At 74.4% G+C, this 15,842-nt stretch carries 16 protein-coding genes; 4 read left to right on the top strand and 12 right to left on the bottom strand.

Features of this window, described 5'->3' with window-relative positions; genetic code table 11:
* Window positions 1–42 precede the first annotated feature (42 nt).
* The 6 genes from ACFC0B_RS32960 to ACFC0B_RS32935 form a co-directional block, all read right to left on the bottom strand.
* Window positions 43–1,260, bottom strand: coding sequence for an MFS transporter (locus tag ACFC0B_RS32960; RefSeq protein WP_376094544.1), 1,218 nt, complete (start codon window positions 1,258–1,260; stop codon window positions 43–45).
* Between the two features lie 79 nt (window positions 1,261–1,339).
* Complete coding sequence (locus ACFC0B_RS32955; RefSeq protein WP_376094307.1) at window positions 1,340–1,930, bottom strand: GNAT family N-acetyltransferase; 591 nt, start codon at window positions 1,928–1,930, stop codon at window positions 1,340–1,342.
* Entirely contained in the window at window positions 1,931–3,139 is a 1,209-nt protein-coding gene (locus tag ACFC0B_RS32950) for a type III PLP-dependent enzyme (protein WP_376094304.1), read from the bottom strand. It abuts the gene before it with no gap.
* Window positions 3,132–4,511, bottom strand: a complete 1,380-nt coding sequence (locus ACFC0B_RS32945) for a DUF6271 family protein (RefSeq protein ID WP_376094301.1) — start codon at window positions 4,509–4,511, stop codon at window positions 3,132–3,134. The genes ACFC0B_RS32950 and ACFC0B_RS32945 overlap by 8 nt, the downstream gene beginning before the upstream one ends.
* On the bottom strand, window positions 4,508–5,551 hold the full coding sequence (locus ACFC0B_RS32940; RefSeq protein WP_376094298.1) for a phytanoyl-CoA dioxygenase family protein: 1,044 nt from the start codon (window positions 5,549–5,551) through the stop codon (window positions 4,508–4,510). The genes ACFC0B_RS32945 and ACFC0B_RS32940 overlap by 4 nt, the downstream gene beginning before the upstream one ends.
* A gap of 716 nt (window positions 5,552–6,267) precedes the next feature.
* A complete protein-coding gene (locus ACFC0B_RS32935; protein ID WP_376094295.1) occupies window positions 6,268–7,371 on the bottom strand; it encodes a YncE family protein in 1,104 nt (367 codons plus the stop codon).
* A gap of 263 nt (window positions 7,372–7,634) precedes the next feature.
* Here ACFC0B_RS32935 and ACFC0B_RS32930 point away from each other — a divergent pair, with 263 nt between their 5' ends.
* Window positions 7,635–8,999 (top strand): FAD-dependent oxidoreductase, encoded by a 1,365-nt coding sequence (locus ACFC0B_RS32930; protein ID WP_376094293.1) that lies wholly within the window; start codon window positions 7,635–7,637, stop codon window positions 8,997–8,999.
* Between the two features lie 74 nt (window positions 9,000–9,073).
* Here the strand turns inward: ACFC0B_RS32930 and ACFC0B_RS32925 are convergent, their stop codons facing one another.
* The 3 genes from ACFC0B_RS32925 to ACFC0B_RS32915 form a co-directional block, all read right to left on the bottom strand.
* On the bottom strand, window positions 9,074–9,532 hold the full coding sequence (locus tag ACFC0B_RS32925) for a hypothetical protein (protein WP_376094290.1): 459 nt from the start codon (window positions 9,530–9,532) through the stop codon (window positions 9,074–9,076).
* Window positions 9,533–9,603: 71 nt separating this feature from the next.
* On the bottom strand, window positions 9,604–10,173 hold the full coding sequence (locus tag ACFC0B_RS32920) for an RICIN domain-containing protein (protein WP_376094287.1): 570 nt from the start codon (window positions 10,171–10,173) through the stop codon (window positions 9,604–9,606).
* Entirely contained in the window at window positions 10,170–11,435 is a 1,266-nt protein-coding gene (locus ACFC0B_RS32915; RefSeq protein WP_376094284.1) for an MFS transporter, read from the bottom strand. Before ACFC0B_RS32915 ends, ACFC0B_RS32920 begins: the two co-directional genes overlap by 4 nt.
* 56 nt (window positions 11,436–11,491) lie before the next feature.
* Between ACFC0B_RS32915 and ACFC0B_RS32910 the strand changes: the two genes are divergently transcribed.
* Window positions 11,492–12,529, top strand: coding sequence for a helix-turn-helix domain-containing protein (locus ACFC0B_RS32910; protein ID WP_376094281.1), 1,038 nt, complete (start codon window positions 11,492–11,494; stop codon window positions 12,527–12,529).
* 76 nt (window positions 12,530–12,605) lie between these two features.
* Here ACFC0B_RS32910 and ACFC0B_RS32905 read toward each other — a convergent pair whose 3' ends face one another.
* A complete protein-coding gene (locus ACFC0B_RS32905) occupies window positions 12,606–13,598 on the bottom strand; it encodes a serine/threonine dehydratase (RefSeq protein WP_376094279.1) in 993 nt (330 codons plus the stop codon).
* Window positions 13,599–13,673: 75 nt separating this feature from the next.
* Here ACFC0B_RS32905 and ACFC0B_RS32900 point away from each other — a divergent pair, with 75 nt between their 5' ends.
* Window positions 13,674–14,327: a TetR/AcrR family transcriptional regulator gene (locus tag ACFC0B_RS32900; protein WP_376094277.1), complete on the top strand. Its 654-nt coding sequence runs from the start codon at window positions 13,674–13,676 to the stop codon at window positions 14,325–14,327.
* Between the two features lie 90 nt (window positions 14,328–14,417).
* The gene (locus tag ACFC0B_RS32895) at window positions 14,418–14,621 is read left to right on the top strand and encodes a hypothetical protein (protein ID WP_376094275.1); all 204 of its coding nucleotides are present in this window, start codon (window positions 14,418–14,420) and stop codon (window positions 14,619–14,621) included.
* Between the two features lie 104 nt (window positions 14,622–14,725).
* Here the strand turns inward: ACFC0B_RS32895 and ACFC0B_RS32890 are convergent, their stop codons facing one another.
* Together ACFC0B_RS32890 and ACFC0B_RS32885 are read right to left on the bottom strand one after the other, a co-directional pair.
* Entirely contained in the window at window positions 14,726–15,112 is a 387-nt protein-coding gene (locus tag ACFC0B_RS32890) for a hypothetical protein (RefSeq protein ID WP_376094272.1), read from the bottom strand.
* Between the two features lie 132 nt (window positions 15,113–15,244).
* On the bottom strand, window positions 15,245–15,661 hold the full coding sequence (locus ACFC0B_RS32885) for an SSI family serine proteinase inhibitor (protein WP_376094269.1): 417 nt from the start codon (window positions 15,659–15,661) through the stop codon (window positions 15,245–15,247).
* Window positions 15,662–15,842 lie beyond the last annotated feature (181 nt).

The following is a 15,842-nucleotide window of genomic DNA, read 5'->3' as shown; positions in this document are numbered from 1 at the left end:
GGGGGGGGGGGGGGGGGGGGCCCGGGGGGGGGGGGGGGGCGGTCAGGCCTCGCTGAGGGCGGCGGTGGGCGCGGCGTCGGCGTCCGCGTCGAGGGAGGGCCAGCGGATCCGGGTGGCGCAGAGCGCGACGACCAGCGCCGACGCGGCGACCACGCCCATGCCCCAGACCAGACTGCTGGCGTTGGCGATGAAGCCGATCAGGGCGGGGCCGGCGAGCAGGCCGGTGGTGCCGGTGGCGGCGACCAGGGCGAGCGCGTCGGAGCCCTGGCGGGCGGCGGCGACGTAGACGCACGGGGTGACGGCGGCGACGCCCAGGCCCACGCAGGCGAAGCCGATCAGGGTCGGCACGACGCCGCCGGCCAGCAGGGCGAGCGCCAGGCCGAGCCCGGCCACCGTGCTGCCGACGCGCACGATCCGGCCGTCGCCGAAGCGGGTGCGCCAGCCGTCGGCGAACAGCCGGGCGAGCACCATCATCACCGAGACGACGGCGATGCCCATCGGTGCCAGCTGGTGCGAGGCCTGGACGACGTTCTCCAGGTAGAGGGCGGACCAGTCGTTCATGGCGCCCTCGGTGACGGTGCCGAACACCATCGCGAGGCCCATCCAGACGGTGATCCGGGAGGGGAGCGGGATGCCGCGGCGCTTGGCCGGGCCGGCGTCGGCGGGCGCTTCGGCGGCGGCCTCGGCGGCCGGCTCGTCCGCCAGCATGCCGGTCTGGGCGAGCAGGAGCAGCACGGCGAGCACGGCGGCGGCGATCGCGAAGTGGGCGGAGAGCGTGGTGGTGACGGCCGTGACGCCGGAGGCGAGCAGGGCCGCGAGCAGGGAGCCGGCGCTGAAGGTGGCGTGCAGCCTGGACATCGCGGTGCGCTGGAAGCGGAGCTCCATGGCGGCGCCCTGGGCGTTCATCGCGACGTTCAGGAAGCCCACGGCGACGCCGTCCAGGCAGGCCACGGCCAGCAGGACCGGGTAGTTCGGGGCCAGGGTGAGGCCGGCCAGGACGAGGCCGAGGCCGATCGCCGAGACGGTGGCGAGGGAGCGCGAGCCGAACCGCTTCATCGCCGAGGCGACGAGCGGGAAGGAGACGGCGGCGCCGATGCCGCAGACCATCAGCAGCAGGCCGATCCGGCCGTCGTCCAGGTCCAGCCGGGTCTTCAGGGCGGGGAGGCGGGAGACCCAGGTCGCGTACTGGAAGCCGAGGAAGCAGAACAGTGCTGCGATGGCAAGGTGTGCTCGCAGGAAGTCATCGCGCACGCGGAGCATGTGCATCAGCCCGATTCGTTGTGGGGGAGAGCGTTGTGGGGGAGGTCGTTGCGGGGAGGAAGCGGAGGGCGCGGGCCGGCTATCGGAGCGGCATCGACATGTAGACGGCGCGCTCGCCGTAGCTCGCCGGCAGGTCCACCTCGGGGTGGGGGCGGTAGCCGAGCGGGGCCCAGAGGACCTCGCTGCCGCGTACGGCGACCAGCGAGACGGTGGCGTAGCCGCGCGCGCGGGCGGTGTCGGCGAGGAAGGCGAGCAGCCGCGGGGCGAGGCCGTGGCCGCGCAGCCGTTCGGTGACGACCAGGTCGTGGGCGTGCAGGTTGGTCGAGGCGCGGGTGGCCGGGGACTCCGCGCGACCGAGGTCGGGGGAGTGGCCGAGCGGGTAGGGCAGGGCGAGCAGGTAGCCGCCGAACTCGCCCTTGTGCTCCACGGTGAAGCAGCAGTCGGGGGCGGCGCGGTGGCGCGAGCGCAGTGCCTCGCCGCCCTCGGAGAGGCCGCTGTCGGCGTAGGCGCGGGCCTCCAGGGGCACGATCTCGGCCCAGTCGGGCTCGGCGACGGGGCGGACCAGGAGGTCCTCGTCGAGCCGGGTGCCGTCGAGCGCGGCGCCGTGCCGGTCGGTGGGGTGGTGGCGGTCGGTGGGGTCGTGCCGGTCGGTGGGGTGGTGCGGGGACATCTAGTGCGGGTCTCTCTCGGGGCCGGGTGCGTCGGCCGGGCGGGCCGCCCGGACGCAGCTGTAGGGGAGCGGTGGGAAGCCGTTGAACCCCCGCGTGGTGTAGGCGGTGGCGTAGGCGCCGCAGGAGAGGATCCACACCGGGTCGCCGGAGGCGGCGTCCCGGGGGACGGGCAGGCCGGCGCCCTCGTCGGCGTAGGCGTCGTCGCTGTCGCAGGTGGGGCCGGCGACCACGGCGGGCACGGTCGGGGAGCCGGTGCGGGTGGGGAACTCCAGCCGGTAGCGCAGTTCGTCCATCTCGTACAGGCCGTTGAACTTGCCGCAGCTCAGGTAGAGCCAGTACGACCGCTCGCCGTCGAGCTGCTGACGGTCCGTCAGTCGGGTGACCTGGGCGCGGATCGCGCCGTGGTCGGCGACCAGGTGGCGGCCCGGCTCCAGCAGGAACTCCAGCGGTCCGGCGGAGACCTCGCGCAGGTGCTGCATGCCCTCCCGGATCACCGTGAACATCTTGTCGAGCGGCGGGTGGAGCGGGAGGCCGCGCCGGTCGAGCACGCCGAGCGCGGGCAGGCCGCCGCCGAGGTTGACGTGGTCCAGCAGGATGCCGTGGCGGTTGGCCTCCTCGATCACCGCGCCGAGCGTCTCCACCGCGTGCTGCCAGGCCTCCGAGGTGAGCTGCTGGGAGCCCACGTGCACCGACAGGCCGGCCGGGACCAGTCCGGCGTCCCGGGCCGCCGTCAGCACCCGGAGGGCGTCCTCGGGCGAGCAGCCGAACTTCCGGCTCAGCCCCCACAGGGCGCCTTCGCCGGTGGTGGCGAGCCGGCAGAACACCCGGGCACCGGGGGCGTGTTCGGCGAGCGCGGCGACGTCGGCCAGGCTGTCGGTGGCGAAGTCGCGCACGCCGAGCCGGTACGCCTCGGCGATGTGGCGGTCGGACTTGACGGTGTTGCCGTAGTGGATCCGCTCGACCGGCACGCCGGTGCGCAGCGCCTGGGCGATCTCCTGCGGACCGGCGGCGTCGAAGCCGGCGCCCCGGGCGGCCAGGCAGTCGAGCACCTCGTCGACCGGGCAGGCCTTCATGGCGAACCGGACGTCGACGCCCGGAAGTTCGCGCAGCAGGGCGTCGTACTGGGCCTCGATGCCGTCGAGGTCGAAGATGATCCGGTCGTCCTCGCCGGCGGCCAGGGCGGCGCGCAGGCGTCCGTAGTCAGGCATGGTCGGCGCTCCGGCCGGCTCCGGGGGCGGTCGGTCCGCCGAGCGGGGTGGCGCGGGCGGCGCGGACCAGCGGCGCCCAGGCGTCGACGAGCAGCGCGAACGCCTCGATGTCGGCCTGCGCCTCGTCCAGCAGTCGCGCGCGCAGCGGCACCAGGTGGTCGGCGAACGCCGCGTACCGGCCGCCGAGTTCGCGGTAGGCACGGTCGACGACGGCCAGTCGGCGGTGGTTCTCGGTGCGGTCCGCGCCGGCCGCCGCGCGGGCGTACTCCGCGACCGGCTCCGGGCGGAGGTGGTGGTCGGCGTCGAGCAGCGAACCTCCGGCCCGCTCCAGCGCGTCGTACACCGGGTAGAGGTAGAGCATGGACAGCAGGAACTTGGTGAACCGCAGCTGGTAGGCGGTGAATCCGGCGTCGCCGCGCCGCTCGGGCGTGTAGTGGTTGACGATGTTGCGGTTGTGGGTGACCCCGGGCAGCGCGGAGTGGAGGACCAGGTGGTGCAGCAGGTAGTCGCTGCCGATGGTGTCGGTGGCGGGCGGCAGCGGCACTCGCTCGTACACCTCGCGGTCCAGGGCGATGTTGCACATGTCGATCCGCCAGATGTCGGGCAGGTCGAGCACCGCGCGGTCGTCGGTGAACGGGGCGGTGCCGTTGCCGACGAAGGAGTCCGCGACCAGCTCGCGGCGCTGCTCGGCGTCGTGGTCGGCGGGCGCCCAGAGGCCGACGACCTCCTCGTAGACCGCCGGGTCGAGCGTGCGGATCTCCCCGATGTCGACGGAGAGTTCGCCGACGAAGGAGCCGCCCACCAGGGCGACCGGCTTCTCGGCGTGCACCGGGTCCAGGGTGTGGTGGGTGACGCCGGGCGCGGCGTCGGCGGCCCGCCGGCCGATCGAGCGCAGCTCGTGGTGGATCGGGAACACCGGTTCGCCGTGCAGCCACTGGTAGCTGCTGTCGGAGTCGCGGCGGTGCAGGGAGGAGCAGCCGAGGGCGGCGGCGAGCAGGAACGCCCGGTTGGTGCAGGCGCCGTAGGAGACGGTGTCCGGCAGCATCAGGCGCAGGAGGTGGTCGGCGCCGGCGGTCAGGGCGGGTTCCTCGGCGCGGGCGCGGTCGATCGCCGCCCGCAGGAAGGCGCGCTGTCGCTCCTCGTCGAGGTGGTGGACCACGACGCCGGGGCCGACGGGCAGCTCGGCGACCGCCTTGGCGTGGTCGGCGCGGGTGGTGGCGTCCGCCGAGTCGAGGATCAGCAGGTGCACCCGGACGCCGAACTCGCGGGCGGCCCAGGCGGCTTCCTCGCCGACGGCGGCGATGGCCGGGACGCAGAACCGGTTGGTGGGCAGCGCGAGGCAGACGTCGCGCACGGCGGTGTCCCCGTTCACTCCTCGCCGTCCCCGGCCGGGGCCGCGGTGTCCCAGGACTCCAGGCCGAGCAGCTTGGCACCGAGGCCGGTGAGTTCGGCCGGGCCGTAGCGCAGCGACTCGTGGAGGCGGTGGTCGCCGACGAGGGTGCGGTTCCAGGTCGGCGTGGAGAGGTGGCGCCAGGAGTCGACGCGCGAGGCCCGGAGCTCCTCGTGCTCCTCCAGCGCGGGCATCATCGACAGGTACTGGACGGAGCGCACCCCGCCCGCGGAGGTGTTGGCGGCGACGCCGTGGGCCAGCATGCCGTTCCAGATCAGCAGGTCGCCGGCCTTCAACTCGGGCCGCACGACCGGGAACTCGGTGCGGTCGACGGCCGGGCGGATCGGGTCGCGGTCGGCCGGCTGGGCGGCCTGCCACGCGTTGAACCGGCGGAACAGCTCGGGGTCGCACTGGAAGCCGCCGTGGTCCGGCGCGGTGTCGTTGAGGGCGATGATGCCCTGGACGCGCTGCGGCAGCATGCCGGCCGTGGAGTCGACGTCCCAGTGCAGTTCGATGTCGAAGCCCTCGTCGGTGGGCTCGATCAGCGCGCGGTCGCGGTTCCTGACGTTCGGCGGGTTGAGGTTGAGCCGGTCGAGGGTGACCCAGAGCTCCTCGCAGTCCCAGACGTCGACGAAGGCGTCGTAGACCCGCCGGGCCTGCCGGCTGTCCCAGATGAGCTGGTGCTGGTAGGCCTCGACGAAGCCGTAGATGTGCAGGTGCCGGTCCAGCTCGTCGCGGAAGTCCCGCTCTTCGTACCAGGTTTCCGGGCGCTCCGGGTCGAGGCCCTGGAACTCCCAGGCGAAGTCGAGCAGTGCGCGGGCGGCCTCGGCGGGGATCGCCTCCGGTACGACGACGTAGCCGTAGGTCTGCCAGAAGGTGAACTGCTCCTCGGACAGGACGCGCAACGGGCGCTGCTTCCTGATGTCCTTCAGCGCGGTGGCGGCGAGGTAGGACTCGCCGTCGTTGCTGAAGTAGGGGCGCTCCGAAGCGGCCCGGAACAGGTACCCGTCGGGCTTCGGCATCACGTCACTCCAAGGGTCGGGTCGGGGAGTCGGGACGGTCGTCGACCGCGCGCCGGGGCGGAGGGAGCCGGGCGGAGGGACGGGCCGCGGGGAATGGCGGTGCGGGGCAGGGCCCCGGGGAGTGGTGAGGGAGTGGTTTCCTCGTCCGACAAGGAGTGCCGCTGACTGTTCCGGCCTCGTCAAACGCGTGTTCCCCTACGGTGGACTAGACCAACTTCCGGTGTCAACCCTCGTCCCTCCAGCCTCAGTAGACGTGCTGTCGGTCGGTAGGCGAGCGGCCGTGACCTGCGTCGGAGCCCGGGCCCCGGTCGTCGGGGCGGGGCGGGGCGGGCGCTCGACCCAAGGGGATCCGAGGATTCCCCTTGGGGAGGCCGGGATTGCCCAAAGAGGCAAGTCGGAGCGCGGCTTGACGCGTTGACAGGCTGCCGGGGGCTGGGGGGAACCTCTCGGGGCGGCAGGTTGCCCGCATGGTTCGTTCGCGACGGCCCGCCGGTCGTCGCACTGGTCCGCCGGAGGGGTCGGCGGAAGGTGCGGGGCAAGGCCCGGCGGGTGGGGGGCTTCGGCCCGGGCGGATCGGGAGTGCGTGATGCGGGTGACGGCGGGGCGAACCGGACGGATGGGACGGACAGGACGGACAGGGTGGGCCGGCCGGTGCGTCTACCGGCCCGGCTCCGGCGGGTGTGTCCGCCGGAGCCGGGCCGGAGCGGTGGGACGGATCAGAACGCGACGGTCTTCAGGTACGAGCCGTCGCCGCGGATCCCCGCCAGCAGCAGGGTGTGCCCGCCGGGGGCGACCGCGGTGGCCGAGACGCCGTCCAGGCCGAAGCCGGTGAGCGTCTCGCCCGGGAGGTTGGCGTCGGTCGCGGTGTCGTAGGCGAGCACCGAGGCCTGCGGCGTCCAGCTGTCCTTGAGCAGGTAGAGCCGCCCGCTGTCCGGGCTCACCGCCACGTAGTGGAGGTCGACCGGCCCGTTCGCGAAGGTGAAGATCGGCCTGGCGACGTCGGTGAGCGTGTTGACGGCGTACCCGGTGCCGGTGGAGGTCTGGGCGCCGAGGGCGTAGAGGCGCAGGCCGTCCGGGGAGGCGGCCAGTTCCTTGGTGGCGCCGACCCGCTGGACGGTGCGCAGGAAGGTGGGGATCGCGGTGGTGGTGTCGAGGTGCTCGATGCCGGCGTCGCTCCCGACGTAGGCCGCGGCGCCGCCCGCCTGGAGGGTGAGGCCGCTCGCGTTGTAGCCGTGCAGCGCCAGGGAGCCGGTGAACGCACCCTGGCCGGGGCCGAACACCAGGACCCGCCCGGGCCGCACCCCTTGGCCGACGGCGAGCGGACCGTTCTGTCCGACGTACACCTTCGAGCCGTCCGGGCTGACCGCGAGGCCGGTGAGCACGCCGGGCGACCAGCCGGCCGGGCGGTCCTGCTCCGGCGCCGGGGTGCGGGAGAGTACGGTGTTGGCCGCCGTGTCCACGGCCACCAGGTGGTTCGCGACGATCACGTAGAGTCGCCGGCCGTCCTGGCTGACCACCGGGTTCCCGGCGGTGCCGTCCTCGGCCAGCGGCAGTTCGGCGACGACCGAGCCGCTGTGGAGGTCCACCGTCCGCAGGACGACCGGCGTGCGGCTGCCGTTCCGGTCGGCCGCCACGACGTACGCCTTCGTCCCCTCCGGGCTGGGGGCCAGCCCGAGCGCCCGCCAGCCCACGGAGGTGCCGTTCTGGGGGCTCGGCGCCGGGTCGGCGGTGGCGGTTCCGGCGGCGGTGCCGGTGAGCAGAAGCGCTGCGGCTGCCGCCAGCGATGCGGTCCAACGGGCCTTCGAAGCGCGCGAATTCATGATTCCCCACTCTATGGTCTAGACCTCATGTCGTGGTGCGTGGGCCACGCTAGGGCATGCGGAGGCCGCTGCGGGGGGCGGTTTTTGGACCTTGTGCGAGCAGGGCGATCAGGTGTTGTTCCCGGATCGGCCATAGGTTTGCTCTATGACCTCATAGATCCGCACCGCCTACAGTGGCGAGGTCCGGCACAGTTGGGTGGGTGTGGGGCACCCTCGCCCGTCCGCCCTGCCACATCCGCTCCCGTTCGGAGGATCGTCCCGCCATGACCCGCCCGATCCGCGTCGCGATCATCGGCGCCGGCCCCGCCGGCATCTACGCCGCCGATGCCCTGCTGAAGTCCGACGCCGCCCAGCAGCCCGGGGTCTCCATCGACCTCTTCGAGCGGATGCCCGCGCCGTTCGGGCTGATCCGGTACGGCGTCGCGCCCGACCACCCGCGGATCAAGGGGATCATCACCGCGCTCCACCAGGTGCTGGACAAGCCGCAGATACGTTTGTTCGGCAACGTCGACTACCCCTCCGACGTCACGCTGGACGACCTGCACCGCTTCTACGACGCCGTGGTCTTCTCCACCGGCGCCATGGCCGACCGCGCGCTCGACATCCCCGGCGTCGGCCTCGACGGCTCGCACGGCGCCGCCGACTTCGTCTCCTGGTACGACGGCCACCCGGACGTGCCGCGCAGCTGGCCGCTGGAGGCCGAGAAGGTCGCCGTGCTCGGTGCGGGCAACGTCGCCCTGGACGTCGCCCGCATCCTCGCCAAGACGGCCGACGAGCTGCTGCCCACCGAGATCCCGCCGAACGTCCACGAGGGCCTGAAGCGCAACAAGGCGCTGGAGGTGCACGTCTTCGCCCGCCGCGGCCCCGCCCAGGCGAAGTTCAGCCCGATGGAGCTGCGCGAGCTCGACCACTCGCCGAACATCGAGGTCATCGTCAACCCCGAGGACATCGAGTACGACGAGGGCTCGATCGCCGAGCGGCGCGGCGCCAAGCACGTCGACATGGTCGCCTCGACCATCGAGAACTGGGCCATCCGCGACGTCGGCGACCGCCCGCACCGGCTCTACCTGCACTTCTTCGAGTCCCCGGTGGAGGTGCTGGGCGAGGACGGCCGGGTGAGCGGGCTGCGCACCGAGCGCACCGAGCTCGACGGCACCGGCAACGTGCGCGGCACCGGCCGGTTCACCGACTGGGACGTGCAGTCCGTCTACCGGGCGATCGGGTACTACTCCGACGAGCTGCCCAAGCTGCCGTTCGACCCGATCTCCGGCACCGTCCCGAACGCGGCCGGCCGGGTGCTCGCCGCCGACGGCTCGCACCAGGACGCCGTGTACGTGACCGGCTGGATCAAGCGCGGCCCGGTCGGCCTGATCGGGCACACCAAGGGCGACGCCAACGAGACCGTCGCCTGCCTGCTCGCCGACCACACCGAGGGCCGCCTGCCCGGCGCCGTCGAGCCGGAGCCGGAGGCGGTCGTCGGGTACCTGCGGGAGCGCGGGGTGCGGTTCACCACCTGGGAGGGCTGGTACGAGCTGGACGCCCACGAGCGCGCGCTGGGCGCGGCGGAGGGGCGCGAGCGGGTCAAGGTGGTGGAGCGGGAGGACATGCTCCGGCACAGCGGGGCGTGACGCGAGGGGCCGGCCGGCGGGCCCGATCGGTGAGGCCCGGCCGGCGGGGCCCGCTGATCGGGCCCGCCGGCGCCTCAGACCTCGGTCGGCGGCGGGGCGAGGACGACCGGCCAGGCGTCCTCGCCGGCCAGCACGTCGTCCAGCGCGAGCTCCGGGCCGGCGCTGAACACGGCGGTCGCGGCGGCGGCCCGGGCGTACAGCCCCGGGTCGACCACCGCGTCCGCGTGCAGCACCAGCGCCGCCTCGGGCAGGGCGGGCGAGCGCTCCGGGAAGGCCTCCGGGTCGGCGCCGATCTGCTGGAGCGTGAACGGGTAGGCCGCCACGACGACGGTCAGCCGGTCGCCGTCGAGGGAGTGCTCCGCCCAGCCGTCGGTGGGGAGCAGGTGGAACGCGCCGTCCCCCTCGTACCCGTACCAGCCCAGTTTGGCGACGGCCCGCTCCCCGGGCGGGCCGTCCGGGTCGACGAGCAGCGCCACCACGGGCGCGTCCGGGTCGTCGGGGTTGATGCCGCTGCGGACGTAGAGCCGGGCCACGGGCGACCTCCGGTCGGGGGAGCGGGCGGGGGCGACGGTTTCGACGGTTGCGGGGACACGCTATCGGGCTGCTACCGGTAGAGGCGCCAGAGGTGGTCGTCCACGGCCGGGTCGCTCTTGCAGAAGTAGAGCGTGAGGCGGGCGTTGTTGCCGCCGATCCGGACGCCGTCGACGTCGAGGCAGAGGCGGCTGGCGCGGTTGACGATCAGGTAGGAGTCCCAGGCGGCCTCGTAGACGAAGTAGTACAGCTGGTTGTCGCCGTTCGTCTCGTTGCAGGGGTACTCGCTGACCTTGGTCCCGGCGAACACCGGGCCGTAGTTGGGGACGTCCAGGCAGAGGTTGTCCTTGGCGTTGCGGATGGTGTAGTCGCCGTCGCCGTTGCTGTCGTCGAGGTAGAACAACTGGTTGTCGTTCGAGGTGGCGTTGCAGTCGTACTGGTTGACCGGGCCGTCGAGCACGCCGCCGCCCCCGCCGGGGAGGTCGACGCACTTCTGGGTGACGTAGTTCCAGATCACGTACGGTCCCTCGGCCGTGATCCCGGCCGGGGCCGCGTGGGCGGTCTGCGCCGTGCCGGTGCCGAGGGCCAGCGCGGCTGCGGCGACGAGGAGGGCGGGGAGGCGCTTCCGACGACTACTTGTCATGTGCGCGACTTTAGTGGGGTGGTGGAGGGCTCGGCAGGAGAAGCGCACGCTCCGGTTCGGGCGGGGCGTCGGGCGGGGCGTCGGGCGGGGCGTGGGGAGGGGCGGTGGGTGAGGTGGCGGGCGAGGGCGAGGGCGGCGAGCAGGGCGAGCAGCGCGCAGACGCCGGGCCAGCCGGCCAGTGCGTGGGCGCGCAGGCCGAGCCAGGAGCCGACGCTGCCGCCGAGGTAGCCGAACGTCATGTACGCCGTGTTGAGGCGGCCGCGGGCATCGGCGCGCAGGTCGTACACGCGGGTCTTGTTGGCGATCATGCCGGACTGCATCGCGACGTCCAGCAGCAGCGTGCCGGCCACCAGGACGGCCAGGCCCGCCGCGCCGCCCCCGCCGCCGGCCAGCAGCACGGCGGCCGAGCCGAGGGTGCCGAGCAGGGCGGCCAGGTTCACCGGGTCGGCGCCCCGGCGGTCCACCACGCGTCCGGCGAACGGCGTGCAGGCCATCGTCGCCGCGCCGACCAGCGCCACCAGCCCGACCGCCGGGGCGCCCAGCCCGTACCGGGGGCCGGTGAGCAGCAGCGGCAGGCAGGTCCAGACGGCGGAGAAGCCGGCGAAGACCGTGGCCTGGTAGAAGCCCGAGCGGCGCAGCTCCGGCTCGGTGCGCAGCAGCCGCAGCGGCGCGGCCAGCAGGGCCCGGTACGGCGTGCGGACGGGCGGGGCGACGGCGGTGACGGCCGGCAGGGCCCGGGTCAGTGCGGCCGCGAGCAGCAGCGTCAGCGCCCCCGCCGCCAGGTACGGGGCGCGCCAGCCCAGCCACTCGCCGAGCGTGCCGCTGAACGTGCGGGCCAGCAGCATCCCGCCGGTGGATCCGCTCAGCAGCGTGCCCAGCACCGCCCCGCGCCGGTCGGCGGGCGCAAGCCCGGCCGCCATCGGTGACACCACCTGGGCGGCGACCGTGGTGACGCCGACGGCGAAGCTCACGACGACCAGCACCGGCAGCGTCGGCGCGCAGCCCGCCGCGAGCAGCTCGAGGCCGGTGAGCCCGAGCAGGGCCACCAGCAGCGGGCGGCCGGGGAGCCGGTCGCCGAGCGGAACGAGGAGGAATATGCCGACCGTGTAACCGATCTGAGTGGCCGTCACCACCGAGGCGGCGGCGTCCTTGGAGGTGCCGAGGCCGGCGGCGATCAGCGGGGTGATCGCCTGGGCGAAGTAGATAGTGCCCACCCCGACGGCGCAGGTGAGGGAGAGCAGCAGGAGGAGTCGGCGGGTCATGCGAGGAGGGTGGCGCGGGCAGCGCGCGGGCGGCAATGGATGTAGCGTGGCGCTTCATGGTCGTCACCTTCGAGTTGGGCGTCGAGGACCTCGCGGACACCCGCTTCGCCCTCTCGCCGCTGCACGAGACCGTGCTCAGCCTGCGGGTGCTGCGCGATCCCGGCCTGTCCGCCGTGCACCTGCCGTGGCGGCGCTCCGCGCTCCGGGTGATCGGCGGACTCGGGGCTTCCGAGCGCGGGTTGCTGCTCTCCCTGGTCGCCGCCCGGCGGACCGTGCCGGACTTCCTCACGCCGCGTCCGGAGACCTTCGCGCCCGCCTTCGAGGAGGAGCTGGCCGCCGTCCGCCGCACCGCCCCCGAGGCGGTCCGCCGCGACCTGGTGGACACCCACCTGCCGGACCCGCCGCCCGAGCCGCTGCGCACCGCCCTCGCCGGCGGCGACGCCGAGGTGCGGAGGCTGCGTGACGGGATCTGCGAACTCCTCCAGCACTACTGGGAGATCGCTCTCCAGCCGGAGTGGCCCGGGATGCGGCTCCTGCTGGAGGCCGACATGACCTACCGGGCGCGCCGGCTCGCCGTCGGCGGGGCCCGGCTGCTCTTCGCTGACATGCACCCGTTCCTGCGCTGGCACCGCGGCGTCCTGTACATCACCGACATGCTCAGCCACCACCACGTCGCCGCCTCCGGGCGCGGCCTGCTGCTGCTCCCGTCCGTGTTCGCCCACAAGCCGTCGCCGCCGCTCAGCGCGGACGGCGCACCGGTGATCGGCTACCCCTGCCGGGGCGTGGCGACCCTCTGGTCCGGGCCGCCCGCCGTCGACGCCCCCGCGCTCGCGGTGCTGGCGCCGCTGGTCGGGGCCGCCAAGGCCCGGCTGCTCACCATGCTCGACGAGCCGCTGGCGACCGTCGAACTCGCCCGCCGGCTGCGGGTGACCCCGAGCGCCGTGTCGCAGCACCTGCGGGTGCTGCTTGCCGCCGCGCTGGTCGCCCGGGCCCGGGTCGGCCGTCAGGTGCTCTACCGGCGGACCGCGCTCGGCGACCGGCTGGCGGGCGGTCAGGGCGGTGCGGGCGGTGGCGCGGAGGGTGCGGGCGGGTAGGCGGGGCGGTACCGACCGGGCGGCAGCGTGGCCGTTCCTGTGCTGCCGGTGCTGTCGGTGGTGCCGGTGCTGCCGGTCATGGTGCGGCCGGGGCGGTGAGGGTGGCCGGGTCGGTGTTGGCGCCGCAGAGGACGACGCAGACCCGCTCGCCGGCGGCCGGGCGGTAGCCGTAGCCGCCGACCTCCCCGGTTTCGGTGTCGGTGAGCAGGGCGGCGAGGGCGGTGGCGGCGCCGTGCTCGACGGCGATCCGGCGGTCCTCCCAGAGCGTCCGCCGGGCCCGGACGATCGCCGCGTCCGGCACCAGGACGGAGCGGACGTCCTGGCCGCGCGCCGCGTCCACGGCCAGGGCGGTGGCGCGCCGGGCCCCGAGGGAGTCGCCGGCCACCGAGTCCACCGTGACGTCCACCGGCCCGCCCGCCGCGAGGGCGGCGTGCAGCGCGCGCGAGCCCTCCGGCTCGACCGCCACCACCCGGACGCCGTGCGCGCGGGCGGCCGCGGCCACCCCCGCGAACAGCCCGCCCCCGCCCACCGCCACCAGCACCGTGTCCAGGCCGGGGAGTTGCCCGTGGATCTCCTCCAGCAGCGTTCCCGCGCCGGCCGCGATCAGCGGGTGGTCGTAGGCGTGGCTCGCCAGCGCGCCGGTGGCCGCGGCGTACTCCTCGCAGGCGGCGAGCGCCTCGGCGTACTCCGCGCCGACCAGCCGGACGTCCGCCCCGTACGAGCGCAGCCGGGCGATCTTCACCGCCGGGGCGGTGGCGGGCAGGAACACGGTGGCCCGCACGCCCTGCTGCCGCGCCGCCCACGCGCACGCCAGGCCGGCGTTGCCCCCGGAGGCGATGGTGACCCCGGCGTCCGGCAGGGACCCGGCCTCCCGGTGGGCCTGGAGGAAGTTCTGCGCCCCGCGCGCCTTGAAGGACCCGGTGTGCTGCAGGTACTCCAGGGCCAGCCACGGCCCGCCGTCCCGGTCGCCGTTCCCGGCGCCGCCCGGGGCGAGCGCCACGGGCCGGACGCGCCCCGCGATCCGCTCCGCGGCCGCCTTGATGTCCTGATGGTCGAGCTGCTGTCCCATGGTCCGCCGCCTCCACGTTCGCGTTCCACCGTTCCGGTACGGCGTACCGGTACGCCGTACCGTACGCTGTCACGCATGCCCCGGCAATCCACCGCCCTCGACCGCGCCACCCCCGAACGCATCGCCGTCGCCGCCCTGGCGATCGTCGACGAGTCGGGACCGGCGGCCCTCAGCTTCCGGACCCTCGCCGCGCGGCTGGACATCTCCGTCGCCTCGCTGCAGCGCCGCTGCACCGACCTGGCGGGCCTGATCGACCTGGTCACCGACCACCTCGCCGAGCGCCTGCCGGTGATCGCGCCGGGCACGGCCTGGGCCGACGCCACCGAGATCCGGTTCACCGCGCTCTACCGCCTGCTGACCGCCCACCCCGGCCTCGTCGCCCTGCGCGGCAGCCGCCCCTGGCTCGGCCGGAACCTGCTCGCCCGCCTGGTGGAACCGCAGCTCGCCGACAGCGTCGCGGCCGGCCTGACCCCGGCGGAGGCGATGACCGCCTACCGGCGGATGTACCTGCTCACCCTCGGCAGCGCGAGCTTCGTCGACCACCGCGACCCCGCCGCCACCCGCGCCGTGACCCGCACCGCGCTCGCCGCCCTCGACCCCGACGTCTACCCCGTGCTGGCCGGCCACCTCGCGGAGTACCTGCCGGTGGTGACCGACCACGCGGTCTACTATGGCGCCCTGCGCCAGCTGATCGCCGCCGCCATGCCCGTGCCCGGCGGCGGGGACTGACGTTCCGTTCGTGTTCCGGGCCCCGGAACCACCGGCGTGCCCGGGGCATCACGCCTTGGGGACGGACAAGCACAACAAGGGAGAACCGGCATGGTCGGAGCGGTGCTGATCGGCATCCTGGCACTCGTCGTCGGCGGCTGCGTCTGCGTGGTGTGGGCCGACCGCGGCGGCCCGCGGTGGACCCGCGCCGTCGCGGCCGCCACCGTCGGCGCCGGGCAGGTCCTGCGCCGCTACCAGAAGTCCCGGCCCCGCCAGGTCGAGAGCGGCGGGGGCGACGGCGGCGACGGGAACTGAGGTCCGCAGGCCGCTCGGCCCGGGCCTCCTCCGGTCCTGAGCGGCCGGGCGTCGTCGGCGCCGCTCAGGACCGCTCAGGGCTGCCCAGGACCGCTCAGGGCGGCTCAGGGCCGCTCCTCCGCGCGGTGGACGCGCGTGCCGACGGTCCGCCAGAGCCAGCCCACCGAGAGCGGCAGCGTCGCCAGCCCGACGCCGACTGCGCCGCGCATCCGGTTGTCCGCGACGTCGGCGCAGTGGTCGTAGGCCCCCCGCCTCCCGATGGAGTCGTAGAACACCGGCGAGCCGCAGTGCACCGTGCGGCCGTTCGGGAACTCGTGCGAGGCCGGCAGGAAGGCCAGCCCGACCGCCCACAGCCACGCGCCGAGCGCCAGCAGCCCCAGCGCGTTCACCCCCCAGCCCCGGGAGCGCCGGGCCCGTCGCCACGCCCGCTCCTCCCGTTCCCGCAGGAGTGCACCGATCTCCCCGGTCTCCCTGGTCTCCCCGGTCTCCATGCTCTTTCGTCCCCCCGCTTCCGTGTGATCAACGGCCGAGGAGAGCATCCCAGGTCGCGCTCCCCGGCCGTCCGCGGGGTCGGCCGTTCAGAAGCCGATCGGAGCTCTGTCGGAAGCGGGGTCGGAAGCCGGTCAGAAGTCGAAGAACGCGCCGGTGGTGCGCAGCAGGACGCACTGGTTGCCGTAGGTGTGCTGGAAGGAGAGCGGCTGCCCCCGGTACACGCCCTTGGCGGTCACGGTGTAGGGGTCGTACAGGTCGGTGCAGACGCCCGGGTCGACGTCCAGCCGGTCGAGGTCGCCGTTGACGGAGTCGAGCAGCCGGCAGGCGGTGATCGGGTCGGGGTGGGTGGTGGCGGCGTCCGGCGGACAGTCGAGGGCGGCCACGCGCGGCGTGCCGGAGGTCGGGGACGTGCCGTGGGCCACCGTGAGCCGCAGGACCGCCTCGGGGCTCTGGGCTGCGGGGATCGGGGTGATGGCGTTGGCGCTGCCCGCGAGGCCGGCGGTGAACAGGGCGGTCGCGAGGAGGGCGAGGGCTCGGGTCGTCTTCACGCCCGGCGCAACGACCTTCCGCCGGGCAGGTCACGGCCGACCGCCGCTCCGGAGTGGGAAGTCGGCCGGTCCGACTTCCCACTCCGGGATGCTCCTATAGGCGTCAAGCCGCGGGAGCGAGTTCGGTTTGAGTGATGTGTGTGGTTGGTGTGCTGGTCAGGGTGCGGTAGACCTCGCGGGC

The sequence above is a fragment of the Kitasatospora sp. NPDC056184 genome (assembly GCF_042268405.1).
Lineage (GTDB): Bacteria > Actinomycetota > Actinomycetes > Streptomycetales > Streptomycetaceae > Kitasatospora.
This window is presented reverse-complemented; position numbering and strand designations above follow the sequence as displayed.